The 25,339-nt window shown below is 67.4% G+C and carries 19 protein-coding genes and 3 pseudogenes; 11 read left to right on the top strand and 11 right to left on the bottom strand.

Annotated elements, in window-relative coordinates:
- Positions 1-133 precede the first annotated feature (133 nt).
- The 8 genes and pseudogenes from ACXZ1E_RS01805 to ACXZ1E_RS01770 form a co-directional block, all read right to left on the bottom strand.
- A complete protein-coding gene (locus ACXZ1E_RS01805) occupies positions 134-874 on the bottom strand; it encodes a CocE/NonD family hydrolase C-terminal non-catalytic domain-containing protein (RefSeq protein WP_458042983.1) in 741 nt (246 codons plus the stop codon).
- 100 nt (positions 875-974) lie between these two features.
- Positions 975-1,463, bottom strand: a pseudogene (locus tag ACXZ1E_RS01800) (CocE/NonD family hydrolase); the annotation flags it as partial.
- A 275-nt stretch (positions 1,464-1,738) separates the two neighbouring features.
- Positions 1,739-1,885: a hypothetical protein gene (locus ACXZ1E_RS01795; RefSeq protein ID WP_458041752.1), complete on the bottom strand. Its 147-nt coding sequence runs from the start codon at positions 1,883-1,885 to the stop codon at positions 1,739-1,741.
- A 178-nt stretch (positions 1,886-2,063) separates the two neighbouring features.
- Positions 2,064-3,635, bottom strand: coding sequence for a multicopper oxidase family protein (locus tag ACXZ1E_RS01790; protein ID WP_458041751.1), 1,572 nt, complete (start codon positions 3,633-3,635; stop codon positions 2,064-2,066).
- Complete coding sequence (locus ACXZ1E_RS01785; RefSeq protein ID WP_458041750.1) at positions 3,635-4,693, bottom strand: type II glyceraldehyde-3-phosphate dehydrogenase; 1,059 nt, start codon at positions 4,691-4,693, stop codon at positions 3,635-3,637. Before ACXZ1E_RS01785 ends, ACXZ1E_RS01790 begins: the two co-directional genes overlap by 1 nt.
- Before the next feature lie 48 nt (positions 4,694-4,741).
- Positions 4,742-5,230, bottom strand: a complete 489-nt coding sequence (locus tag ACXZ1E_RS01780) for an AarF/UbiB family protein (RefSeq protein WP_458041749.1) — start codon at positions 5,228-5,230, stop codon at positions 4,742-4,744.
- Positions 5,227-7,752, bottom strand: a complete 2,526-nt coding sequence (locus ACXZ1E_RS01775; RefSeq protein WP_458041748.1) for a glycoside hydrolase family 65 protein — start codon at positions 7,750-7,752, stop codon at positions 5,227-5,229. The genes ACXZ1E_RS01780 and ACXZ1E_RS01775 overlap by 4 nt, the downstream gene beginning before the upstream one ends.
- Before the next feature lie 130 nt (positions 7,753-7,882).
- Positions 7,883-10,300, bottom strand: coding sequence for a heavy metal translocating P-type ATPase (locus tag ACXZ1E_RS01770; protein WP_458041747.1), 2,418 nt, complete (start codon positions 10,298-10,300; stop codon positions 7,883-7,885).
- Between the two features lie 263 nt (positions 10,301-10,563).
- On the opposite strand from ACXZ1E_RS01770, the gene ACXZ1E_RS01765 reads away from it, so the two are divergent.
- From ACXZ1E_RS01765 to ACXZ1E_RS01750, 4 genes and pseudogenes are all read left to right on the top strand, one after another.
- On the top strand, positions 10,564-11,139 hold the full coding sequence (locus ACXZ1E_RS01765) for a hypothetical protein (protein ID WP_458041746.1): 576 nt from the start codon (positions 10,564-10,566) through the stop codon (positions 11,137-11,139).
- The gene (locus tag ACXZ1E_RS01760; RefSeq protein WP_458041745.1) at positions 11,120-12,232 is read left to right on the top strand and encodes a cytochrome b; all 1,113 of its coding nucleotides are present in this window, start codon (positions 11,120-11,122) and stop codon (positions 12,230-12,232) included. The genes ACXZ1E_RS01765 and ACXZ1E_RS01760 overlap by 20 nt, the downstream gene beginning before the upstream one ends.
- Positions 12,232-12,564, top strand: coding sequence for a hypothetical protein (locus ACXZ1E_RS01755; protein ID WP_458041744.1), 333 nt, complete (start codon positions 12,232-12,234; stop codon positions 12,562-12,564). Before ACXZ1E_RS01760 ends, ACXZ1E_RS01755 begins: the two co-directional genes overlap by 1 nt.
- A gap of 322 nt (positions 12,565-12,886) precedes the next feature.
- A pseudogene (locus tag ACXZ1E_RS01750) lies at positions 12,887-13,048 on the top strand (pyridoxamine 5'-phosphate oxidase family protein); the annotation flags it as partial.
- 536 nt (positions 13,049-13,584) lie between these two features.
- Here ACXZ1E_RS01750 and ACXZ1E_RS01745 read toward each other — a convergent pair.
- Positions 13,585-15,165, bottom strand: coding sequence for a DHA2 family efflux MFS transporter permease subunit (locus ACXZ1E_RS01745; protein ID WP_458041743.1), 1,581 nt, complete (start codon positions 15,163-15,165; stop codon positions 13,585-13,587).
- 357 nt (positions 15,166-15,522) lie between these two features.
- Here ACXZ1E_RS01745 and ACXZ1E_RS01740 point away from each other — a divergent pair, with 357 nt between their 5' ends.
- The 7 genes and pseudogenes from ACXZ1E_RS01740 to ACXZ1E_RS01710 form a co-directional block, all read left to right on the top strand.
- Positions 15,523-15,774: an SHOCT domain-containing protein gene (locus ACXZ1E_RS01740; RefSeq protein ID WP_458041742.1), complete on the top strand. Its 252-nt coding sequence runs from the start codon at positions 15,523-15,525 to the stop codon at positions 15,772-15,774.
- Complete coding sequence (locus tag ACXZ1E_RS01735) at positions 15,771-16,040, top strand: YgaP family membrane protein (RefSeq protein ID WP_458041741.1); 270 nt, start codon at positions 15,771-15,773, stop codon at positions 16,038-16,040. Before ACXZ1E_RS01740 ends, ACXZ1E_RS01735 begins: the two co-directional genes overlap by 4 nt.
- The gene (locus ACXZ1E_RS01730; RefSeq protein WP_458041740.1) at positions 16,037-16,276 is read left to right on the top strand and encodes a hypothetical protein; all 240 of its coding nucleotides are present in this window, start codon (positions 16,037-16,039) and stop codon (positions 16,274-16,276) included. Before ACXZ1E_RS01735 ends, ACXZ1E_RS01730 begins: the two co-directional genes overlap by 4 nt.
- A gap of 210 nt (positions 16,277-16,486) precedes the next feature.
- Complete coding sequence (gene pflB, locus ACXZ1E_RS01725) at positions 16,487-18,757, top strand: formate C-acetyltransferase (RefSeq protein WP_458041739.1); 2,271 nt, start codon at positions 16,487-16,489, stop codon at positions 18,755-18,757.
- Between the two features lie 67 nt (positions 18,758-18,824).
- Positions 18,825-19,541, top strand: coding sequence for a pyruvate formate-lyase-activating protein (pflA, locus tag ACXZ1E_RS01720; RefSeq protein WP_458041738.1), 717 nt, complete (start codon positions 18,825-18,827; stop codon positions 19,539-19,541).
- A 359-nt stretch (positions 19,542-19,900) separates the two neighbouring features.
- Positions 19,901-20,155 (top strand): ATP-binding cassette domain-containing protein, encoded by a 255-nt coding sequence (locus ACXZ1E_RS01715; RefSeq protein WP_458041737.1) that lies wholly within the window; start codon positions 19,901-19,903, stop codon positions 20,153-20,155.
- Positions 20,156-20,752: 597 nt separating this feature from the next.
- A pseudogene (locus tag ACXZ1E_RS01710) lies at positions 20,753-20,863 on the top strand (integrase core domain-containing protein); the annotation flags it as partial.
- 150 nt (positions 20,864-21,013) lie between these two features.
- On the opposite strand, the gene ACXZ1E_RS01705 reads toward ACXZ1E_RS01710, so the two are convergent.
- Positions 21,014-22,240 carry an IS110 family RNA-guided transposase gene (locus ACXZ1E_RS01705; RefSeq protein ID WP_458041736.1) on the bottom strand — a complete coding sequence of 409 codons (1,227 nt, stop codon included), beginning with the start codon at positions 22,238-22,240 and terminating at the stop codon, positions 21,014-21,016.
- Positions 22,241-22,360: 120 nt separating this feature from the next.
- Positions 22,361-24,865, bottom strand: a complete 2,505-nt coding sequence (locus tag ACXZ1E_RS01700) for a phosphoketolase family protein (protein ID WP_458041735.1) — start codon at positions 24,863-24,865, stop codon at positions 22,361-22,363.
- Positions 24,866-25,339: the final 474 nt, after the last annotated feature.

Here is a 25,339-nt window from a genome sequence, read left to right as displayed (position 1 = left end):
AACGGGGCGGCTCCGCGTTGTGTACCCCCTTGACACGATCAGCCTTCGAACTTCGTCAGCGAGCTTGCAGGTGCCTCGTCACGGCAGAGCCGGAGCGCGGCGGCCGTGAGTCACGCCGGCCGGTGAGCTGGGATCACGGGACGAGCAGTGCCGAATTATACTCACCGCCCGTCAGCAGGGTCGTCGTGTGCGTCCGCAGCTGCGCGCGATCGGTCGAGTCGTCGTGCGCCATCGGCCCCAGCTCGTCGTCCTCGGCTCGAACACGCATCACGAGCGTGTCGCCGGCACCCAGCGTGATCGACGTTGGCCAGATCTCGATGTCGAGCGCGACGGGCGTATGGGGGAGGAGCGCGGCACGATCGGTGTGGCGGTGCACGGGGCGGTAGGGCAGCGAGCGCTCGTCGTCCAGCGTGCGATGGGATGCGCGGAGCCACCCCATCGCGAGCGCGATCGGCCCGCCCTGCGGCGCGATTCCCAGCCGGACGTTCCCGTCCCGATCCTCCACATGAATGTGCAGCATCACATCGACGTCGTCGCCGGTGCTGGACACCCACAGTCGCAGTGCCGTCGGCCCGGTGAGCTCGACGTCTTCTGTGGCGGTGAAGGCGAACTGTCGTTCGCCGTCCTCGGCTGAGTACGAGGTGGTCGCGGCATCTGCGGGTGCATCCCACGCCATCGAACCGTCGGATGCATCGAGGTACAGCTTGCGCCACTCTGTGCGCGCGATCGGCCATTCGTCTTCGTCGCGCCACTGGATCTTGTCGCGTCCGCGGATGGCGAGGCGGACCGGCGCGTCGTTCTCGGCGCCGTTCTGTTCGCCCTCGAGGAAGCGTTGTTGCCGTGCTTTCGCCCACGGCTCGGAGAACGGTCCGATGCGCGTGCCCGAGGTAACGGCTGGCGTACCAGTCGTCGATGAACTCGCGCTTCTGCATTTCTTCGAACAGCAGTACCCGGTGGGATGCGAGTTCTTCCGGAGTCTGGGTGTTGTAACCGTGCTGCTGAGGCGCGATCTGGAGCCGCCACCAGAGCTCCAGGAAGGCCTTGGCGAAGATCCCTCCCTGCCGTCCGAACTCCCGATACGGATCCGTGGATCCCTCCCACGGAATGATCGCGGCCAGGTGCGGGGGGCGCTGCGCAGCCACGAGCCATTGCAGCATGGCGAGCCACGAGATGCCCATGCTTCCGATACGGCCGGTCGACCACTCCTGCACACCCGCCCACTCGATGACGTCGTAGAAGCCGTCCACCTCTTCGGTTCCGAGTAGGTCGAGCCGCCCCGGCGATGCAACGGTGCCCGGCGAGTCGGCCCGCACGATGACGTATCCGCGTGCGGTCCACCACTCCGGGTCCGGGGTTTCCCACACCGCGTCGTCGCTCTGATCCGCCTGGTCGTACAGCGGGTAGCGATCCGGCCAGTGAACGTCTTTGCCGTAGGGGCTCTCATGGTTGCGATCACCGGCCACGGGCCTGCGCCATCCGGCCGGAAGACGTTCACGCTCACGAACTATCCGGCTTGCATGGGGACGTCAACGTTCCGTTCGATGATCACGGGCGATGCCCTCTCGGTTCGGGTGCGAGCACGGTGTGCGGCACCGGGTTGGTCCGGATGCACGGGGTCGGCAAGTGAGACACGGTTGACTCCTTCGTCACGGTCGGGGCTCGGGGCGCCCGCGGGTGGCTGCGTGGTGATCCCTCACGCCGTGGCCACCCGCGGACGGAGCGGCATGTGCCGCCCGCGTCACCGGGCGGCGACGGGCTCCGCATCCGGTAGTGCTGGTTCTTCGTAGCGACCGCGGTTGATGCTGATGTCTTCATCGAAGCCTCGAACCACTGCTGCACGCAGGATGCCCTCCTTCTCCTGGGCATCCGGACCGGGAGCCCTCACGACAAGGCTCCCGTGAACCGGGTGTCGCGGTCAGGGGCGAACGTCCCATCGTCACGGGAGAATTTCCGGTGAGCGGTGGTGGGCTGCACCGTAATCTCGCGAGTGACCCTTGTTCCGAGCCCAACGAACCGCGGCCTCGAGTCCGCCTCCGACCGGCAGACACCTGCAGTCGCGCGGTTCACCCCTCGTAGGCAAGGACCGTCATCATTCCCGCCTCGGCGTGGTAGATGTTGTGGCAGTGTGCGGCCCACACTCCCGGGTTGTCGGTGTCGAACTCCACCACGAGTTTCGTGCGCGGCAGGACGATGGAGGTGTCCTTCCGCGGTCCTCCTTCCGCGTGCTGGTAAGTGTGGCCATGCAGGTGAAACGGGTGCCACATGTCCGTGTCGTTGGTGACGGTCAGTTGCACCCGTTCTCCTTGGCGAACCCCGAGTGCGCCGGCGAGGGGAGACTTCGCGTCGAAACGGCGTCCGTTGATCCCCCAGTCGTACTGTGCCATGGAGCCCGTGAGCGAGATGGTGAGTCTTCGGGCGGGGGAGGATGGCGCAAGCAGCACGTCTGAACTGGCCGTCAGTCCGGACGCGTCTCCGACTTTCCGTGCCAACTCTGGGACTTCGACGTCAGCCGGAGGGGCCGACCCCCCGCCTGTGCGCACTATGGCGAACGCCCGGTCCTGCTTCCCTTCGGCTTCCGCCACCATGGGGAAGACGCCGTCGGCGAGGGTGACCAAGACGTCGTACCTCTCGCCCATCCCTAGGAGCAGGGTGTCTACGTCGCGCGGCTCTACCGGGAACCCGTCGGTGTGCGTCACTGTGAGGCGGTGCCCCCCGAGAGCGAATCTGAATGCGGTGTCGCTTCCCGCGTTGATGATGCGGATCCGCACCCGCGACCGGGGGGTCCCGCTGAACACGGTCGGATCGGCCACCGGCTTGCCGTTGATGAGGTAATAGGGGTAGTAGACGTCTCCGGCGTCCCCGCCGAGGAGGTCCGAGGTGGCCCCCATCAGCATGTTGCCCATCCGCATGGGCATGCCGTCCATCCCCATGGCGGACATCCCTCGGCCGAGTTCGGCCATCACCTGTTCAGGGGTCGTAGTGACGCCGTCCAGCCAGTCGTCGAGAATGACGACCCACTCGTCGTCATAGGAGAGCGGCTCATTGGGGTCTTCGACGATCAGCGCCCCGTAGAGGCCGTGGTCGAGTTGCGGACCGACGTGCGGGTGAAACCAGTAGGTGCCCGGGTGCGGGGCGATGAATTCGTAGTCGAAGGTGCGTGCTGGCTGAATCGGCTTCTGGGTCAGCGGGGGAACGCCGTCCATGTCGTTGCGGAGTGCGAGTCCATGCCAGTGCACCGACGTCGGGTCGTTCAGCTCGTTCCGCACCCGCGCGCGCAACGTGTCGCCCGCGCCGACCCGGATAACGGGGGCCGGAAGGCTTCCGAAGGTCCAAGTGTTGGCGGTCACACCGGCAAGGTCCAGCGAGGAGGCGGCGGCAACGAGATCGACGGTGGTTGTCCGTCCGGTGCCTTTCCTCACCTTCTCCTGCTCACCGACGGCAGGGCTGTCCGAGCGGAGGTAACGGGGGTCTGTTGTGCATGAGGCAAGCAACAGGCCCGCTCCCGCTCCCCCGAGCAGCACCGCTCTGCGGCTCAGCGAGTTGCGCCCGCCGACGCCGGTGTGGCCAGCCCCTTCCCGGTCGGCCTGTGCACGGAGCTCGACGGTACTTCTCGAGTCCAGTTCGTGGTCACCCATCACTGTTCCTGCGATTCGTGGCTCGCGGTGTCCAGGAAGTCCTGTCGCACGCCGAGTGTCTGATCGGTCAGCCGCATCGAGCCAACGGCGCTGCTCTCGCCGGTCAGGGCGCGGATGGCGTCGATGTTCTCCGGGATGACAACCGCCTGGTTGTCGACGGTGTAGGTGTAGAAGAGCTCGTTGCCTTTAACGGTGAGGATGTCCGCCCACAGAGCCACCTCATACATGTCGCCGCGCCGGCGCCCGATATCCCGCATCAGCTCCTGCGTGCTGTTGAGCGCAACTATGCCGTCGGACCGGCGGACGAGGGCGATGCGGGGCATGGCGCGGAACGCTGCGAGGACCTCCTCGGTGCTGGCCTCGCGGGTGAGCTCGACTGTCCAGAAGTGCGCGTGGTTCTGGACATGGGAGCCCTTGGCCGCGATGGTCACCACATCGAGGTCGGGGATTACGGTCTGGGCGTCGGGGCCCTGGTGGCTCGGGATCCTCGCTTCCGGCACGACGGTGTTCATGATCCCGGAGTGGTCTGATTCCCACGGGTCGGTGGCGCGGCGGATCAGCACGCCACGCGCCCTGGAGAGCAGCTCCGCTTCCTTGAGTGCCGACAGGGTGCGGACCGTCGCAGTCGTGTTGCAGGAGACCACGCGCGTGGTGTCCCGTCCGACAGCGGTGCTGTAGTTGGCGGAGGCGACGAAGGAGTGGCCAGTCAGGCTGTGCTTCTCGCCGCCCTGAAAGATCGCCTTGACGCCGTGCTCACGGTAGTGGGCGAGGTTCGCGGCGCCGATGCCGGCCGGGGTGCAGTCGACCACGACGTCGACCCCGTGGAGGAGGTCGTGCAGTCCGCCGGCGAGCGGCACCCGTGCACCCATCTCGGGCGCCTTGTCCTCCGACGAGCAATAGATGGGAATTCCCATGCCGACTGCTGCCGTAACCCGGTAGTCCGAGATGACGTCGCTGACACCGACAAGCTCCATGTCGGGCTGCACTCGCACAGCGTCCGCGATCCGCTTGCCGATCACTCCGTAGCCGTTGATCGCGACGCGTACCTTCTTGGGCATGTTTTCTCCTTGAATCGTGGTTCCAGAAACCGGTTATGGATGTGACGGTCAGGGCCGAGGGCCCCGTCGGCGCGCTTTCCAGGTGAGGGAGGTGCCGAAGGCTCGGGTTCCGTCGAGAAGGGTCGCGGCGTGCACCTGGCGGATCGACGCCGAGGCGAGCGGTTCGAGGTCGAAGGATGAGAACTCATCCTCCGTGCTTCGTCCGACCTCGGTCTCCGCAATGATCCGGATCACCTCGGAAGGGGCGGGGGGAGCGTGGTCCTGCCGCTGGGCCAGCTCGATCTGGTACTCCGGAGGCACCAGGTCCGAGCGGGTGGAGAGCAGTTGGCCGAGCTTGATAGAGGCGGGCCCGAGCTCCGTCAGTGCGATGCGGAGATGCTCAGGGTTCGTGTACGGCTCCTCACGGTGATCATGGCCGAGGAGCGCGCGCTCGAACGGGAGCCATCTCTGCAGGCCGATGACACCCACGAGGAAGCCGAGTCCATGTCGGGCGAGCGTCTCCGCGATCTCCCGATAGCGTTCCGCGTGACTTGTCACGCCTTCTCCTGTCGCTGGAGCCCTTCGGGCTCACCGTTCCTGGAATCGGCCGGGAGGTGGAGTCTAGCGGGTGCCGAGAGTGGATGCTCCCAGCGGTCTCCCGGTCTCAAGGTCTTCTCGATGCCCTGGATGCATACCCGGACAGATCGCGCGGAGCAGTGGTGCAGACGCAGGCGGACGCTGTCTTGGGTGATGTCGACATCGATGGGCTGGTTCCGGTAGCGAAGGTGGAAGGAGGCCGCGGGAAGCTCGCTGGGGAGCAGAGGGTGGAGCCGCAGAGTGTCTGCCCGGGTCTCCACACCCCCGTAGCAGCGGATCACCATGTCGGCGGTGCCCGCCATCGCCCCGAGATGGATGCCCTCTCGAGTCGTGCCGCCCTGCGTGTCCGCGAGGTCGGCTTCCAGCACCTGCTCAAACAGGGACCACGATCGGGCTCGATCAGTGCGTGCGAGGACCCAGCTGTGGACGAGCCGGCTCAAGGTGGAACCGTGACTGGTCCGGGACAGGTAAAAGTCGACGGTCTTTGGGATCGTCTCGGGGGAGAGCGGGTAGCCGAGGCGCGCGAACATCGTCTTCAGCTCCTCGGCGGGGAACAGGTAGAACAGCATGAGCACGTCCGCCTGCTTCGACAGCCGGTATTTGTTGGTGCTGTCGCCTTCGGCCGCGAGGATCAGGTCGAGCCGGCCGATGTTCTCGTAGCGTCGGCGGTACTCATCCCAGGGGAACTCTTGGAGCCGCTCGTACCCATCGAACTGGCTGATCACGCCGTCGGCATGGAACGGGACACGGAGCCGACGACCGATGTGGTCCCACTCGCGCATCTCCTCGTGGGTCACCTCGAGGCGCTGTCGAAGCGCTGCGGCGTCGTGATGAGCGAGGAGGGTCAGAGCGTCGGCAGCTCGTGCGAGGGTCCAGGATGCCAGCACGTTCGTGTAGGCGTTGTCGCGGACCCCTGCGCCCGGTGCTCCGGGATAGCCGTCGTGGTACTCGTCGGGGCCCATCACTCCCGTGATGCTGAACCGGTCGTCGGCGCCGTCGTAGGCGGCGCTGCTCGCGAAGAGCCGGGCCACCTCGATGAGGATCTCCGCTCCGACGTCGGTGAGGAACTCAAGGTCCTGCGTTGCCTGGTAGTACTGCCACACGCTGTATGCGACGGCGAGACCGACGTGGCGCTGGCGTCGGGAGTTGTCCGGCATCCACTGCCCGCTGCGTTCGTTGTACAGCTGCGACGGGGTCTCTTCCCGCCCGTCGCTCCCGCTCTGCCAGGGGAAAAGGGCGCCGCGCAGTCCGACCTCCCGTGCCGCGGCTCGCGCCTCCCCGAGCCTGCGGTGCCGGTAGAGGAGAAGTGCTCGCGTCAGAGCGGGGCGGCGGAGGGTCAGGAGGGGGTAGACGAACAGCTCGTCCCAGAAGATGTGACCCCGGTACCCTTCGCCGTGGAGGCCCCGGGCGGGGACGCCGGCATCCAAGTCGGCTTCGGCAGAGGCGGTGCTCTGCAGGACGTGGAAGGTGTGCAGGTTGAGGGCGAGGGACTGGCGGTGACCGGTCTGGAGGACGACGCCGAACCGGTCCCACATCTCGCTCCACCTGCTCACATGCACGGAGAGCAGGGCGTCGAAATTTCCCACGCGGCGGATGCGGTGCGAGGCGTCCAGGAGGGGAGTGGAGAGGGCACGGTCCCGAGAGGTGGCAACCGCAGCGACCTTCTCGATCACCACCGGTGCCCCCGGAGCCACTTGGACGTGGAATTCGAGACCTGCCGACGCTTCGTCGTTGATGTGGACACTCCCGGACAGCACTCCGGACGGGTGCAGAGAGGTGCGGGCGGCAGTGGCGACGGTGATGCCGGACTGAATCGTCCTGCTCTCCAGCAGCACCGTCCACTCGTCCAGATGGTGCGATATCCCCGGCGTGAAGTGCTGGGTCTCCAATCGGCGGTCCGCCGCGACGTTCGTGTTGCGGGAGCGCCCGTCGATCGAGGAGACCACGCGGAGGTCTCCGTGCCAGTTCTCGGCCTGCACCGTCATCCGCAGTGCCGCCAGGTGCGGTTCTGCCATGGACTGGAACTGCTCGGTGGTCACCGTCGTGATCCGTCCCTGCTGGTCGCTGTGCCGCATCGTCCGGGTGAGGACGCCGCGGCGCAGATCCAGCTCCTGGCGGTAGCCGACGAGGTCCGCGGATGAGGGGTGCAGTGCCGTCCCGTCCGGGGATTCCACGAGGAGCGCCGTCCAGTCGTGGGAATTGACCAGGTGCTCCGTCTCGAACGGGCCCCCCAACCCTTCTGTGACGACGCGGTTGTAGACCCCCGCGAGGTACGTACCCGGGTAGTGGACGGCGTCCGGGACGCTTCCGGGCACCGCTCCCCGAGTCGCCCAGTAGCCGTTGCCGACCGTGCACAGCGCTTCCCGGGTCCCCTCGTCCGCCGGATCGAAGGAGTCGTAGGCAAGCAGCCACGGGTCGGACCCCACCGGAGTGGAGCCCGACGGTGCGGGAGCCTGTACGAGGTTCGGGAGGGGCAGGCCCACCAGCCGAGGGAGGGGCGGCCTCCCGGCGCTGGCCGGGCGCCCCCCCTCCACTGTGGGTGAGGCGCCGGCCGTGGTGTCGGTCATCTCTGAAGCTCTCTCGTCGGCGGGGTTCTGCGGTGTCTCGGCGAGGTCATCCGCCGACCGGTACCGGCTCGCGCGAGGCTGCGGGAGCCGCCGCGGGCTGAGCCGCGGCCGGCAGGCGGAGCCGCTTCAGGAGGAGCGCGTTGACGGCGACGATGAAGCTCGACCCGGACATCGACAGCGCCGCGATCTCGGGGCTCAGGGTGAGCCCGATGAACGCGAACACTCCGGCGGCGATGGGCAGTGCAATGGTGTTGTAGCCGACGGCCCAGCCGAGGTTCTGCCGCATCTTCCGCAGCGTGCCCTTGCCGATGCGGAGGGCGATCGGAACATCCAGCGGGTCCGATCGCATCAGGACCACATCCGCCGTCTCGATGGCCACATCGGTGCCCGCGCCGATGGCGATGCCCAGGTCGGCCTGCGCCAGTGCCGGTGCGTCATTGACGCCGTCGCCCACCATGGCGACCTTCCTGCCTGACCTCTGGAGCCGGGCGATCTGCTCCGACTTGTCGCCGGGCAGCACCTCGGCGATGACGGTGTCGATGCCGAGCTGTGCGGCGATGCGCTTCGCTGTCGCCTCGTTGTCTCCGGTCAGCATCACGACCTGGATGCCGGAGTCATGGAGTGCGGCGACCGCCGGTGCGGCGGTCTCCCTCGCCGCATCTGCCATCGCAATGACTGCTGCCGCGCGGCCGTCGACGGCCACCAGCACCGCCGTCCGGCCGCTGGCGGCCAGCCGGTCTCGGGCGTCGGCGAGCTCGCCGAGGTCGACCCCCCGGCCGCTCAACAGCTTGCGGTTACCCACCAGCACTCGCCGCCCCTGCACCTCGGCTGACGCACCGTGGCCGGGGACGTTTTGGAAGTCGGACGCGGACAGCCGACGGGCTTCGCGCTTCTCAGCGTGGCGGACGACAGCTCCGGCCAACGGGTGTTCGGACTCCCGCTCGACCGCCGCGACCAGGGCGAGGAGCTCCCGCTCGTCGATGCCGCTGACCACCACATCGGTGACCTCCGGCTCGCCCTTGGTCAGGGTTCCGGTCTTGTCCATGACCACGGTGTCGATGCTTGCGGAGGTCTCCAGCGCGGTCGCGTTCTTGAACAGGACGCCGCGCTTCGCGCCGAGGCCGGTGCCCACCATGATCGCTGTCGGTGTCGCGAGGCCCAGCGCGTCGGGGCAGGTGATGACCACGACGGTGATGGCGAACAGGAGCGCGGTGGGCACGGACCCGGTGAGCGTCAACCACACGAGGAACGTCGCTGTGCCGCCCAGGATGGCGACGAGGACAAGCCAGAAGGCAGCCCGGTCGGCGAGGCGCTGACCTGGCGCCTTGGAGTTCTGCGCTTCCTGCACCAGAGCAACGATCTGTGCGAGAGCGGTGTCTGACCCGACTCTGGTCGCGCGGACCCGCAGGGTGCCGGTCGTGTTGATGGACGCGCCGATGACCTCGGCGCCCGCTGACTTCCCGACCGGGAGGCTCTCTCCGGTCACCATCGACTCGTCGACGTCGGACTGTCCGTTCTCGACTCGGCCGTCGACGGGGATCTTCGACCCAGGTCGGATGAGCAGGAGGTCGCCCACCTGCACCTCGGCGGTGGGCACCTCGACCGGTTCGCCGTCCCGGATGACGAGTGCCGTCGACGGGGCGAGCTCCAGGAGCGTGCGGATGGCCTCGTTCGCTCCGCCTCGGGCTCTCATCTCGAACCAGTGACCCAGCAGCACGAAGGAGGCAAGGATGGTCGCTGCTTCGTAGAAGACCTCTCCGCCGCCGGTCAGGGTCACGAAGAGGCTGTAGAGCCAGCCGGCCCCGACCGCGATGGACACCAGGACCATCATGTCCAGGGTACGAGCACGAAGCGCGCGGAAGGCGCCGTCGAAGAAGATCCAGGCCGAGTAGAAGACGACGGGCAGCGACAGGATCAAGGCGAACTGGTCGTCGCGTAGCCCGAACGGGGCGGGAACTCCGAAGCCGAGGACATCGCGACCGATCGGTGACCAGAGCGTGACTCCGAGGGAGAAGACCACGGCCACGAGGAAGCGGTTGCGCATATCTCGCACCATGTCTGCCATCGACATCCCAGCGTGGCTGCCGCCGTGGCCCATGACGTCGTGGGCCGAGTGCGTCACGGGCTGGCCGTGGCCGCTGTGCCCGGTGTGTGCGCTGTGATCGGGTTGGGTGGGGCCGGTGTGGTCGGGCTCCGCGGGGTGGCCGGTGTGGTCGGGCTTCGCGGGGTGGCCGGTGTGGTCGGGCTTCGCGGGGTGGCCGGTGTGGTCGGGCTTCGCGGGGTGGCCGGTGTGGTCGGGTTCCGCGGGGTGGCCGGTGTGGTCGGGTTCCGCGGGGTGGCCGGTGTGGTCGGGTTCCGCGGGGTGGCCGGTGTGGTCGGGTTCCGCGGGGTGGCCGGTGTGGCCGAGTCCGGAGGTGTGTCCCGTGTGTCCGGCGTGGTCGGATCGGGAAGGTCGGTCCTGCATGATTCTCCTCTCGGAGCGCGAGGCGACTGTCGTCGCCGGCATCGAACGGCCTCCGGCGGCTCGATGGCGTTCCACTCTTGTCTGGTCTCTTCTGGCTCTTGCAGGTGCGACGGTAGCTGCGGAATCCGTGCTGCAGACAGGGCCGTTGGTCCCTTTACCGCTGAGGCGTCGTGCCCTAGCTTTCAGTCATGCAGAGGAAACAGTTGGGATATTCCCAGGCGAATCAGGTGATAGTCCGGCCTCGCGGCGCTCACGGAATGAGGATGTGGACGGGCCTCGCCGTCGTCCTCTTGGCCGTGGCCGCTCCAGCCCAGGGGGCGTGGGCGGACGGAGGCGAAGCGACCGATGAGGGCTACGTCATGGTCCAGGGGGCGCTGAGCTTCCTCGCCAACGACCCACGGGAGCTGGGGCAGCAGCAGGCTCTCGCCATGGTCGACGACGCGCTCGCGGCCGAAGACCAGGACGGCGTCGATGTCGCCGGACTGCAAGAAGGAAAGTCCGCGCTCGAAGCGGGACAGATCGGGGACGCCCAGCGCCTGCTCCAAGATTCGATCAGCGAAGCCGTCGCCAACCTGGAGCCCGCCACCGGTGACGAGAGCGGAACGGGCGTCGTACTGCCGCCCCTGGCATCGCAGGGAGCGGTGGTCGGCTTCGACTGGCTCTTCCTCGCGGTCTCGGCTCTCGCGCTGCTCGCCGGGGGGGCGCTGACCTATCTCTTCCGGCCCCACGAGACTCTCAGGGAGCTCCGCAGGGACGTGCTGGCGGCTCAGAACGTTGTTCGCTCCGACCACGGGGCGATGACTGGAATGGAGGTGCGCAATGGAGACCCGACTCGCTGATCGAACCGGTGACCGAACAACAGATGCCGCAGGGCGCCGCGCGCCGGGGTGGGTGCGCAAGGGCTGGGGATGGGTGGACGAGCGCCTCGGCATCAATGCCCTGGCCTACCCCGTGCCGGAGCACGCGAACCGGATCGCCTGGACACTCGGCGGTGTGACGGCGGTCGCGTTCGCAATCCTCATTGTCACCGGCATCGTGCTGGCACAGTTCTACTCGCCGATGCCCGAGGTCGCGAACCAGTCGGTCCGGGAGATCGAGACGGGCATCTGGGCCGGCAGCTTCTTCCGGGGCGTGCACTTCTGGGCTGCCCAGGCAATGTACGTCACGGCCTTTCTGCACCTTGTGCGGGTCTTCCTGACGGGCTCCTTCAAGAAGCCGCGGGAGGGCAACTGGCTGGTCGGGGTGGCCATGTTCGGCCTGATCACCTTCGCCATCTTCACCGGCACGGTGCTGAAGTGGGATCAGGAGGGCTACGAAGCCCTCGGCCACAACATCGAGCTGGGCGGCCTGCTCGGTAACGCAGGCTTCTGGTTCTCGCCCGGCTTCTCGGAGCAGGTGCCGATCCTGCTGCGCCTCTATGGCGCGCACGTGGTCATCATCCCCGGCATCATCCTCGTGTTGGTGATCCTGCACTTCCTGCTGGTGAAGCGGCACCACATGTCGCCTCACCCGTCACTGCCGGTCGGTGAAGTCAGCGAGCAGGCAGCCGCAGCCGAGCCCACCGAGCCCTTCACCGGACACCTGCGCCGCCTGGTCTCCCTCGGCATCACGCTCGCGGGCATCCTCGGGGTCCTGGCCGTGCTCCTTCCGGCCCCGCTCGGGTCGAGCCCCGTCCCGGGAATCGAGGTGACCAAGCCGCCGTGGATGTTCTGGTGGCCGTTCACCCTCGAGAACTGGTTCGGGGTTGCAGCCATCGCGTGGGGACTGATCGTGTTCTTCGTTCTCCTGGCCCTGGTGCCGTTCATCGAACGGGGGCCGGAGCGGTCCTGGCGGAGACGACCGGTTCCGATGATCGCGGCGGGGGTCGTCGTCGCGATCCTGATCCTGCTGACCATCCTGATGGCCGTCACGCCGACCCAGACGCACCTCTGATGGGCGCAGCCAGAAGCGCTGGAGCGGCGAATCCCTCGCCGCTCCGGCGGGCGCACCAGTCACTCGCGGTGCTGACCGTCGCAGCCATCCTGCTCGTCGGGGCGGCATCTGCGCTGGCCAATGCGCAGCCCAGCCCGCTCGTGGGTCTCGGCTTCGGCGTGATTGCGACGCTCGCTGTTGCTGCCGTCCTGCTGGCGGCCCGCGTGACCATCGCCCTGGAGCGCGCTCGGCGGAGAGTGCTGCCGCCCGCCCCCGCCCGTCCCGTATCGGCACCCGTGATGACTCGCCTCGTGAGCCGCACTGGCCTTCTGCCGGGCAGGGACCGGGACTGAGCTACACGGCTCGGATCGCCGGCCGGTGGGGGGGGGCAAGCGCGCGCCGAGGGACCGACGCAGCGGTGCCGGCGGCCGGGCGGGACGTTCGCCCCTGCCGGGCATCCGGCCGCCGCTGCACGATGAGAGCTCCACCGAAACGCGCGGAACTCGCCATGACATGTCTCCTGCTCGCTGGGCGCGAATGCGCTCACCCTGCCCGATCTCGGTCGTCCGCTCGCGTTGAGAAGCGAGGGAGGTGAGCCCGATGAGGACTGATGACATGGGCGACGAACTCGTCGCGGACCTCTCCGAGGAGGAGTGCTGGTAGCTCCTCGCGCAGGGGGAGATGGGTCGACTCGCCCTCAGCGTAGGGGGTGTGCCGGACATCTTTCCGGTCAACCACAATGTCGACGGGCGCTCCCTTCTCCTGCGCACCGCGGAGGGCGCCAAGCTGCTTGAACTGACGATGAACTCCTGCGTCGCGTTCGAGGTCGACGGCTGAAACGCCGACTACGCCTGGAGTGTGGTGCTGCGCGGAACTGCCGCGGTCATCGAGCGGGAGATCGAGCAATTCGCTGCCTCCGGTTGGGCGTGATTCCGTGGACGCCCCTCCCCACGACCGTCTTCGTGCGGATCTCCCCTCTCGCGCTCACCGGCCGGCGCATGCAGCGCGGGGGCTTCGACCGCTGGGCGTGAGTGCGGCGCGGCCGCGGAGGACGCGCTCCGCGGCGCGCAGCACACCGCTGCGCCCGCCGGCTCGATCGCGGATCGTGTCGTGCGCTGCGCCCCGGCGGTGGGAGGCGCCACCGGGTCCCGTCCCACTGCGGTGCCCGGCGCCCCGGTCGGCCGAGTTCTGGCCCTGTACCGGATGCCGCTGCTGAAGCGCCCTCGTCAACCCCGCGGGCAGAACAGCGGAGGGGACAGGCGAGCCGGCACCGGCACACTCGCCTCGCCACGGTTCGCGGGCGGGAGAATGGGATCGGCAGAGGCGGAGTCGTCTGACCCGCGCCCGCATCCTCCCGCGGAGCAGCGAGGCCCTCAGGCGCCAGAGCCAGGGCCGGTGAGCCGTCCTGCTCCGCCCCTTCCGACCCGGGTCGGCGTGCGCATCCGCCGGGTCGGGTCGGCGAACATCAGGAAGGCGAGCAGGGCGGTAGCCAGTGCGATCGTCGCGTTGACGAGGAGGCCAGTGGAGAACCCCGCGATGAACGCCTCGTGGTGCGCTTCTGCGGACCCGGCGGAGAAGGCGGCTCCTGGGCCGACCGCGGTGAGAATCACGCTCATGATGGAGATGCCGAGAGCGAGGCCCGCTGCCTGTGCGGTGTTGACGACGCTCGAAGCCATTCCGTACGCCCCTTCACCGGCGCTTCCGAGCGCGGCGCTGGTGGTCGGCGTCCGCGCGAGCGCGATGCCGAATCCGGCGAGGGCGAGCCACAGCATCAGGCCCACGAGGTCGGAGCTCGAGCGCAGGCCCGACATGCCGAGCAGTCCCACGCCGAGCAGCGCGGTGCCACCGACGACAAGAGCCCGAGTCCCGAATCGGTCGCTCAAGCGCCCGGCGATCGGGGCGACCAGCACGATGGTGAGGGTCAGCGGCAGCAGGGCGGCGCCCGACGCAAGAGGGGTCAGCCCCACGACGGTCTGCAGGTAGAGCGCCAGGAAGAAGAACAGGCTGCACATGACGGCGGTGGAGAAGAGCGTGACGACGGTGGCCCCGGTGAACACCCGGTTCGCGAAGAGCCGCAGATCCACGAGAGGGTGGGAGGTACGGCGCTCATGGACGACGAAGAGTGCGAGGCCGAGCGGCACCAACGCGAGCAGCCCGAGGGTTGCTGGCGATGTCCAGCCCCAGTCATTGCCCCGGCTGAGCCCAAGCAGAAGCCCGAGCAGGGCCACGGCCGACAGGGCGGCGCCGATCAGGTCGGGGCGGCCCTGCGGTCGTCTCACTCCGGTTGCAGGGAGAACTCGCCAGGCCACGAGCCACGCGACCGCGCCGAGCGGAACGTTCAGGAGGAAGATCCAACTCCAGCCGAGGGTCTCCGTGACGTACGCGCCGACGATCGGTCCGATGCCGAGAGCGCTGCCCGAGATCCCGGCCCAGATTCCGAGCGCCGTCCCGCGCCGGCGGTCGGAGAATGCGCCGGCGATCAGCGCCAGCGCTGCCGGAGCCACCATAGCCGCGCCCGTGCCCTGCACGGTGCGGAAGGCGATGAGCAGCGACACGCTTGTGGTCAGACCAGTGAGGAGCGAGCCGGCGATGAAGACGGCCAGCCCAACGAGGAAGATGCGGCTCGCTCCGATCCTGTCGGCCAGGTGGCCGGCCAGCAGCGTGAACACGGCGAGCGCGAGGGTGTAGGAGATGACCACCCACTCCTGCGCCTCGTACCCGAAGCCCAGCTCCCGTTGCATCGTCGGCAGCGCGACCGAGACGGCCGTGTCGTCGAGGAGCACGAGGAGGGTGACCAGACTGATCGCCGCGATCAGCGTCCACCTGGACCCGCCGTCGGCGGAGCTGCTCGGCTGCTGGCGGCTGCCCGTGCTTGCGTGGCCCCCGGAACGTTCAGCAGGGAGGCCGGGAACCTCTGCTCGGTCTCCTCTCTCTGCAGGCCGTCTCTTGGTCACCCCATGCTCCTCGCCGTCCCTCGCCCGATCACGCGTGCCCTGACCCTCGCACGTCCCGCGTCCGCGCTGCGGGACCGAAGTCCCATCGGTTTCCGGTGGCCGACCCGTGGGCCGAAGAGCCCGCGGGCGCTGCACCCAGCGCCCGCACGAGAGGCAGCCCGACCGGAGATGTCGACGGCAGGTCCACCCCCGATGGACTCCGTTCGCGCCTGTCCACACGGGCAACCCCATCTGGAGTTCGCATTCACGAGCGAAGAGGGAGCAGAAGGACGAAAGCCTCTACCTGCCGCCTTCCCCCTTCGGGACTCTTGAAGCACGGCGGATGAACACAATCGCCGTCTGATGGAGGAGGTTCTGATGATGTATTGGAATGAAAGCGTCGGGGGCTGGTGGGGATATGTGCTCATGGTCCTCACGATGCTGCTGTTCTTGGCTGTGGTCATCACCGCTCTCGTCATAATGATCCGATCCTTCTCGCCCAAGGGTCGGGCCGAGGGACCGCTCAGTACAGAATCCGAGCGGCTGCTGGCGGTTCGATTCGCTCGCGGCGAGATCGATGAGGCTGACTACGCCCGCCGAGTCGATGTTCTGAGAGGAGCACGAGCATGAAGAACCCAGCGCAGGATGGTCGCGGCCGCGGTCGCTTCCCGGTGAACATCAGCACCCTTGAGAGGGTCGGCCGAGTCGTCTTCGGAGTCGCGGCCGCGGTTGTCGCGATCGTCCTCCTGTACGCGAATCCTTTGGCGTGGCAGGCGGCGTTGGAGGTCCTGTTGATCCTGGCCGGCCTGGATCTGATCGTCACCGGAGCGACCGGCTACTGCCCGCTCTATCACAAGCTCGGGCATGTTTCCCCGACGGCAAGGGGACTGCGATGATGCACGATCACCAGAACAGCGAAGTGTCGACGCCCGACGCCGCTCCCCGCAAGGAGGGCCGCGGAGGCGGCTCCATCTGGATGATGATCGCCTGCTGCGCGCCGATGCTCGTAGTCGCCGCGCTGCTGACGATCGGCGGCGTGCTCCAGCCGGCGTTTCTCATCGTCGCGGTCGTCGCGATGGTCGCGATGGTGCTGCTGATGTCCGGCCTGCACGGAGGCGGGCGGCACGAGTGACTCGGCGCAGTCTCACGGGACGGAGGCTGCCGCGCGGGGCGCCCCGCTCGGGCAGGAAGGCTCGAGTCGAGGCTGGGTGACCTCGCCGCGCGGAGTCCGCGTACCGGGCCGAGGGAGCACGACGTGACCAAAGGCCCTGCTCGAGGCTTCCGGCCGCCGCGAAGCTATTCCCACCGAAGGCTCTCTGCGCTCGGTCGAAAGGACACCGACATGACACTCACTGCTTCTTCTCGCAGCGCGGTCCAGCGGAATGATCAGGACCCGTGGCGCGGCTTCTCCGGAACCGCCTGGCGCGACGGCATCGACGTGCGCGACTTCATCCAGCGCAACTACCACCCCTATGACGGCGATGCACGATTCCTGGCCGGCGCCACCGAGCGCACGTCAGCGCTCTGGGCGAAGCTCACCCGACTGTTCCCGGAGGAGCGCGCACGAGGCGTCTTCGACATCGACACCGGCACGCCGTCCGGCATCACGGCCTTCCGACCGGGCTACATCGACAAGTCGGCAGAGTTGATCGTGGGTCTGCAGACCGACGCCCCGCTGAAGCGGGCGATCATGCCTTTTGGGGGCTGGCGACTCGTCGCAACCGAACTGGAGACCTACGGCTATGAGGTGCCGCAGGAGCTTGAGACGATCTTCACCAGCTACCGCAAGACGCACAATGATGCGGTCTTCGACGTGTACCCGCCCTCGGTGCGGCGGGCGCGGCATTCCCACCTCATCACCGGGCTACCCGACGCGTACGGCCGTGGCAGGATCATCGGCGACTACAGGAGGGTCGCCCTCTACGGGGTGGACCGGCTCATCGCAGAGAAGGGCCAGGAGGGCACCGTGCTCGGAGCCGCCTATTCGAGCGAAGACGTGATCCGCGCCCGCGAGGAGAATGCCGAGCAGGTTCGTGCGCTCCGCGAGCTGAAGCAGATGGCAGCCTCGTACGGCTACGACATCTCGGCTCCTGCCGGTACGGCACGCGAGGCGGTTCAGTGGCTCTACTTCGGCTACCTCGGAGCCGTCAAGGAGCAGAACGGTGCGGCCATGTCGATCGGCCGGAACACGACCTTCCTGGACATCTACTTCGAGCGCGAACTGGCCTCCGGCTCACTCACGGAGATGGAGGCGCAGGAGCTCATCGACGATCTCGTTATCAAGCTGCGCATCGTGCGATTCCTGCGTACCCCCGAATACGATGCGCTGTTCTCCGGCGATCCGACCTGGGTGACGGAGACGATCGGGGGCATCGGCGACGACGGGCGGTCGCTCGTCACGAGGACCGCCTTCCGCTACCTGCAGACGCTCTACAACCTGGGGCCGGCTCCTGAGCCGAACCTCACCGTCCTGTGGGATGCGGCGCTCCCCGAGGGGTTCAAGCGATTCTGCGCGCAGGTGTCCATCGACACCTCGGCAATCCAGTACGAGTCCGACGCGCTGATCCGCAGCGCCTGTGGAGACGACGCGGCGATCGCCTGCTGCGTCTCCCCGATGCGGGTGGGCAAGCAGATGCAGTTCTTCGGGGCGAGGGTGAACGTGGCCAAGGCGCTGCTCTACGCCATCAACGGCGGTAGGGACGAGCTCACCGGCGAAGTGGTCGTCCCGGGACGTGCGCCGCTCACCGGCGACGTCCTCGACTATGAAGAGGTCCGAACCGCCTACTTCGAGCTTCTAGACTGGCTGGCGGGAACCTACATGGAGGCTCTCAACTGCATCCACTACATGCATGACAAGTACGCCTATGAGCGTCTCGAGATGGCTCTCCACGACCAAGAGATACTGCGGACGATGGCCTGCGGCATAGCGGGCCTGAGCGTCGCCGCGGATTCCCTGTCCGCCATCAAGCATGCGACGGTGCGCCCCCTGCGTGACGAGCGCGGTCTCGTCGTCGACTATGTCGTCGAGGGGGAGTTTCCGAAGTACGGCAACGACGACGACGAGGTGGACGGCATCGCGGAGGATCTCGTGCGGCGCTTCATGTCGATGCTGCGCAGCCGCGCCACCTACCGGAACGCCACCCCGACCCAGTCTGTCCTCACCATCACATCGAACGTGGTGTACGGCGCGCACACCGGGAACACTCCGGACGGCCGACGCGCCGGAACGCCATTCGCCCCGGGGGCCAATCCCATGAACGGCCGGGACACCCACGGCATGCTCGCCTCGGCCCTGAGCGTCGCGAAGCTGCCATTCGACGATGCGCAGGATGGCATTTCGCTGACCTCGACCGTCGTCCCTTCCGGGCTGGGTCGGGAACCGGGGGAGCAGGTGACGAACCTCTCCGGTTTGTTGGACGCCTTCACCGGGGCCGGGGGGTACCACCTCAACGTCAACGTGCTGAACCGGGAGACGCTCTTGGACGCCATGGCGAACCCCGAGAACTATCCGCAGCTGACGATCCGCGTCTCCGGGTACGCCGTGAACTTCATCCGGCTCACCCCGGAGCAGCAGCGCGACGTCATCAGTCGCACTTTCCACGATGCGGTCTGAGGCGACGCCCGGGCGCGCGTCCTCGCGCTCGACGAATCTCAGCGAGCGACGAGCCGGCACCCAGGGCATGGTCCATTCCTGGGAGCTGGTGACGGCCGTGGACGGACCGGGTACCCGCATGACCGTCTTCCTGTCCGGCTGTCCGCTCCGGTGTCAGTACTGTCAGAATCCGGACACCTGGGTTCTGCACGACGGTCGAGCCACCGAACTGGAGGAGATCGTCGACCGGCTCGAGCGGTACAAGTCGGTCTTCGATGCGACCGGAGGCGGGCTCACCCTGTCCGGTGGCGAACCGCTCCTTCAGCGTGCCTTCGTCGAGAAGATCTTCGCTGCGTGTTCCGAGCGGGGGATATCCACCGCGCTCGACACTTCGGGCTACCTCGGCGATCGGGCATCGGACGCCCTTCTCGACACCACCAGCCTCGTTCTGCTGGACGTCAAGTCGGGGCTGCCCGACCTCTACCGCGTGGTGACTACTCGCGACCTCGAGCCGACGGTCCGATTCGGCGATCGGCTGAGCGACCGGGGAAATCGCATGTGGATCCGGTTCGTGCTGGTTCCCGGACTGACGGATGCTCAGGAGAACGTCGAGGCGGTTGCCGACATCCTCCAGCGCTGGAGCACAATCGACCGGGTCGAGGTTCTCCCCTTCCATCAGATGGGGCAGCACAAGTGGGAGGAGCGCGGAATTCCCTACGCCCTGGCCGATCTGCGCTCCCCGGACGAGGCGCTTTTGCGGCGCGTCGAGGAGCAGTTCCGCCGGCGAGGTCTGCCCGTCGTCTGATCGCCGGGGATGGTCGAGCGGCGCCGTCGAGTTCAGGGTTTGTCCCGCAAACTCGAGCTCCTCGTGGTCAAGTCCCTCATTGGTGGGGATCGCCGGGACTGCCGCCCAAGCGGGAGATGCCGCGCGCCCGCGGAAGCCATACCTGCGGATCGTAGATGGCTCGCATCTGCCGCTCGCCTCCAGGGGGACGAAAGCCTGTGTCATCGGGGCCGGCGCGTAGGAACGCTTCAGGTATGACCACCGTCGAGCAGCGAGACCCGGGTGACATCGCGAGCGAGCGCCAGCGTAGTTTCGTCCTGGAAGCGACAGGGGTATCGAAGACCTAGCGGCAGGGGATCTGGTCCTTCCGTCGCAGCAATGTGGTCCTCGATGAGGTGCAGCTCACTCTCACGGCGGGGGAGGCGGTCGGACTGGTCGGGGAGAACGGGTCCGGGAAGTCGACACTCATGCAGATCCTCGTCGGCGCGCTGTCGGCGGACTCCGGGAGCGTGTCCGTTCGCGGCTCGCTCGGGTACTGCCCGCAGCACCCGGTCGTCTTCGAGCGCCTCACCTGCAACGAGCATTTCGCTCTTCGGCGTCGCCTACGGGCTGACCCGGGCCGAGCGACATCATGAGCAGGATCGCCTCTATCGGCGCTCGACTTCAGGCGCTACGCGAACACTCGCGCGGATCGCCTTTCTGGAGGGACACTGGCGAAGCTCAACCTCGGCCTGGCGTTGCTCGCGGATCCGGCAGGCCTGCTTCTTGACGAGCCGTATGCGGGGCTTCGACTGGGATACCGGGGTGTGACACTTTTCGTAGACAGTCGTCATGAGGAATGAACGTCAGGACGAGATGTCTACGAATCGAAGGATCGTCTGCTCCTCGACGCCGGCCTCACTGAGGGGTTCGACGAGAGCCGTGGGCTGTTGCTCGGGCTCGCCTGGGCCACGGGTTCCGCCGTGGTCGTCCTGCTCATGCTCGTCTCGCGCACGAGAGGGGTCCGCAGACGTGTTGCGGGGGCGACGTACGTCTCCCGGGGCGAGGCGACGCCGCACGCGCGTCTGGATGCACGACCTTCGCTTCCCTCATAGCGCGCCGCACGGGGAAGCGCTTCATCCCGTGAGACCGGTCTCTTGGCCGCCCGAGTATGGCTGTGCCGTGGGTGCCGCTCATGGACGCTCCCGGCCTGACGCAGATCAGAGACCGACAGGCTCTGGGCGTCCTGTAGAACGGCGGCTTCACGGGCCCTCGCGGCCTGGATCGAGTACTACAACTCTCGACGACGCCACTCAGCCCTCGGAGGCCATCCCCCGATCGGCCGGCTGCAACCAACCTCATGACCGCGTACAACTGATATGTAGTGCCTTCTTGTCAAGAGGCATGGCGAGGCGCCGTCCGGGATTGTTCCTGGACGGCGCCTCTTGCTTCGTGATCTGGCTGGTCGGTGAGCGTGTCTTCGACGCGCGGTCAGTCTGATATTCGCGGGTTGGTTACCGCAGGACGGTTCTTCGGCAGGAGCAGGACCGCGTGTCTAGGAACGAGCGTCGATGACCCTGGGGTCGCCTGCTCATGGTTGTTTCGCGGGTCGCTCCTCGCGCTGCCACCGGCTGCTGGATCGCGAAGCAGCTCAGAGGATCAGTCGTGCATGACAGCCAGAGACCAGCACCAGCCGGCCAGCTCGCGAGCGACGGCGACATTCGCGATCGTGTGTCGTTTGCGGCGTTGCCCGAACCGCACCCACCGGTCATGCAATCGCCGGTTCCCCAGGTCGCCGCGTGCTCTCGCAGCCGCGGACGCGAGTTCCCAGCGACCACGCATAACCGCGCCGACGGATACTGGGGTTGGTGATGCCAGGCAGCTTCGACGAGCAGCCTGCGCGCGTGACCGTTGCCGGTCTTGGTGATCGGCCCTTGCACCCGCGACTGCCCCGAAGAGAACTCGGAAGGGACGAGGCCGACGAAAGCGCCGATGCTGTTGCCGGTGAATCGGTCCCAGTCGCCGATCTCGATGGCCAGCGCGAACCCGGTCAGCACGCTCACGCCTCGAAGGCAACCGAGCCGACGCACGATCGGGGTGAACTCGCTGTCACTCGCGAGATCTCCGATCGCCGTGTCGAGTCGGTCTCGGCGGGCCTTAACCTGCAGCACGGTCTCATACTCCGCGTCGAACGCGGCCCGAGACGCGGCGCCACTGAGGTGCTGCTGAGTGAGCCACCGGTCGTGCTTGGCCGTCCATGCGGCGCCATCGTCGTAAACGATGCCGTGCCGCAGGAGCAGCTTGCTGAGCCGGTGTCGTGAGCGCATCAGATCTCCGCGGCAGTCTTCCCTCGCCCGCACCAGATCCCGGGCAGCCTCCTGATCAGCTGACGGAACAGACACCGATGTGATCTCGTCCAGCCGCAGCAACCGGGCCAGATGCACCGCGTCCTTCGCGTCCGTCTTCACCCGATCACCTGAGGGGCGTTGCAGCTTCGACGGCGCGGCGACCACACATCGCACTCCCGCCGCTGTCAACGCCCGGAACAGCCCGAACCCGGTGGGTCCGGCCTCGTAAGCGACCGCGACCGGGTCAGGCAAAGTCCGCACCCAATCCAGGATCCGATCATTGCCGGGCGGCAACTTCGTCTGGAACAGCTCGCCTGTCACGCCATCGATCGCCGCTGCCGCGACGGAACGGGCATGCACATCGAGCCCAACACTCGTACGCTCAGTAAACACGGGGCCTCCCACAACTGTCGGATAGGCCGGGCGGACCGCCTCCACCCGGTAACCCACGAGTTTTGTGAGCGAGGCCCCGTCCCGTAACCCCCTCACCAGAAGAGGGCCACTACATACCGTCTAGTCGTTGTCTCCGCCGGTGGAGCCGATCACTGAGACCTGCCCGCTGCCGGTGTTGGCGCCGCGGGCTCGACCGGCGGCTGCACCGTCCCAGGTCCAGTCGGTTACCTCCGGGCTGTCCTCGCCGTGCGCGCGGGTGTAGTCCCGCGCGGCGAGGCGGGCGTCCTGCATCCGCTGGCGCAGGACGCCGTGACGCTGGGCGAGGCCGGGGACGCGGTCGAGCACATCGATGACGAGGTGGAAGCGGTCCATGTCGTTAAGCATGACCATATCGAAAGGCGTCGTGGTGGTGCCCTCCTCCTTGTAGCCGCGGACGTGGATGTGCGGATTGTTGGCACGGCGGTAAGTCAGGCGATGAATGAGCCACGGATAGCCGTGGTAGGCGAAGATCACCGGCCGGTCGACCCCGAAGAGCGCGTTCCAGGCGGCTTCGCTGAGGCCGTGCGGGTGCTCGCCTTCGGATTGGAGACGCATGAGGTCGACGACGTTGACCACGCGGATCCTCAAATCCGGGATTTCGGTGCGGAGGATGGACACCGCGGCGAGGATCTCGAGGGTGGGGACGTCACCGGCGCAGGCCATCACGACGTCGGGCTCCTGGCCGGCGACCTCGCTTCCCGCCCAATCGAAGATGCCGATGCCCCTCGTCATGTGGGCGATGGCGTCGTCCATGTTCAACCAGTCGAAGGACGGCTGCTTGCCGGCCACAACCACGTTGACGTAATCGACGCTGCGGAGACAGTGGTCGTAGGCGGACAGCAGCGTGTTCGCGTCGAAAGGCAGGTAGACCCGGACGACGTCGGCCTTCTTGTTCACGACGTGGTCGATGAAGCCCGGGTCCTGGTGGGAAAGCCCATTGTGGTCCTGCCGCCATACGTGGGAGGAGAGCAGGTAGTTGAGGGAAGCGATCGGCCGCCGCCAGGGGATGTGCTTGGTCACCTTCAGCCATTTGGCGTGCTGGTTCAGCATCGAGTCGACGATGTGGATGAACGCCTCGTAGCTGGTGAACAGGCCGTGCCTCCCGGTGAGGAGGTAGCCCTCGAGCCACCCCTGGCACTGGTGCTCGCTGAGCATCTCCATCACGCGTCCCGCCCGGGCGAGGTTCTCGTCGCTGGGAAGGTAACCGCCGTTCCACTGTTTGTCGGTGACCTCGAGGACCGCGCCGAGCCGGTTGGACGCGGTCTCGTCGGGTCCGAAGATCCGGAAGTTCGTTGGGTTGGCGCGGACGACGTCGGCGAGCCAACTGCCGAGCACCCGTGTCGGCTCGTGGATCGCTGCGCCGGGGGAGGGGACGTCGACGGCGTAGTCGCGGAAATCGGGCAGGACCAGGTCCCGTTTGAGCAGCCCGCCGTTTGCGACAGGGTTAGCGCTCATTCGGCGGTCGCCTTCGGGTGCGAGCGCAGTCGCCGATGTCACCGGGGCGCCGTCCGCATCGAACAGCTCGTCGGGCCGATAGGAGCGGAGCCATCCCTCGAGCAGCTGGAGGTGCTCATCGGTGTCGCGGGCATTGGCGAGGGGAACCTGGTGCGCCCGCCAGTTGTCCTCGGCAGGATGTCCGTCGATCTCCTTCGGACAGGTCCACCCCTTCGGAGTACGGAGGATGATCATTGGCCAGGCGGGTCGTTCGGTCTGCTCCCCGCGGGCGGCGGCAGCCTTGATGTCTGCGATGTGGTCGAGGACAGTGTCCAGGGTCGCAGCCATGCGACGGTGCACCTCGATCGGGTCTTCGCCGTCGAAGCCGCCGGAGACGACATACGGCGTGTGGCCGTAACCGCGCATAAGCTCGAGGAGCTCCGACTCCGGGATACGGGCGAGGATCGTGGGGTTCGCGATCTTGTAGCCGTTGAGATGCAGGATCGGCAGGACCACTCCGTCCTGCTGCGGGTCGACGAACTTGTTGGAGTGCCAGCTGGTCGCGAGCGCGGCAGTCTCCGCCTCACCGTCACCGACGACCGCCGCCACGAGGAGATTCGGGTTGTCGAAGGCGGCCCCGTACGCGTGCGAGAGCGCATAGCCGAGCTCGCCACCCTCGTGAATGGAGCCCGGGGTCTCCGGCGCGGCGTGGCTGGGGATCCCGCCTGGGAAGGAGAACTGGCGAAAGAGCGCCCGGACGCCGTCCTCAGTCCGCGAGATGCGCGGGTAGACCTCGCTGTAGGTGCCGTCGAGGTAGGCGTTTGCGACCATACCGGGGCCGCCGTGGCCAGGTCCGCAGACGTAGATGGCGTCGAGGTCGCGTTCTTGGATCGCCCGGTTGAGGTGCGCATAGAGGAAGTTCAGGCCAGGAGTCGTTCCCCAGTGGCCGAGTAGGCGCGGTTTCACATCGTCGGGCGTGAGTGGCCGTCGGAGCAGCGGGTTGCCGAGAAGGTAGATCTGGCCGACTGACAGGTAGTTCGCCGCTCGCCACCAGGAGTCGAGCCGGCCGAGCGCTGCGTCCTCAATCGGAGTGCCGCCACCCCGGCGGAAGGCGGAAGCTGGAGGTGCGGGAAGCGAGCGGGTGACAGTCATGACTCCACCTTCCGCCTGTGGAGAGGCGGAACGGAAGAGCCAAAGGTCCCGGTCATGTCGTCATCGGGACGTTGAGCACCGTGGCCAGGCCGGGCTCCACCGCGCCCGTCTGGAGGGTGGCTCCGCACACGACGGCGGTCCCATCCATAAATCCCAGGAGAACGAGTAGAAGGGTCCGGGAGAGACGCTCGACATGCATGAGCCACACTCGTGATCGCTCTGTTGAACACGAAGGGCCCGAAGTCCTACCCAACCGGCTGCGCCGGCGGTTGGCTGGCGACGGGCGAGTCCGAGGACGTCCTACCCGCAACGGGCGCCGAGTCGGCGCCGGGGAGAGCAGGGACCGAGAAGTGATGACACGAACAATCGTCACGCCGACAGAATGGGTCCGACTCAAGCGGGATGGCGCGCGCCGGATGAGTCGGGGGCTCAGCGAGCGGCGGCAGCCGCCGCGGAGTGACGCCGGATCCCCGC

It is taken from the genome of Pacificispira sp. HM-600 (assembly GCF_977993705.1).
This window is presented reverse-complemented; position numbering and strand designations above follow the sequence as displayed.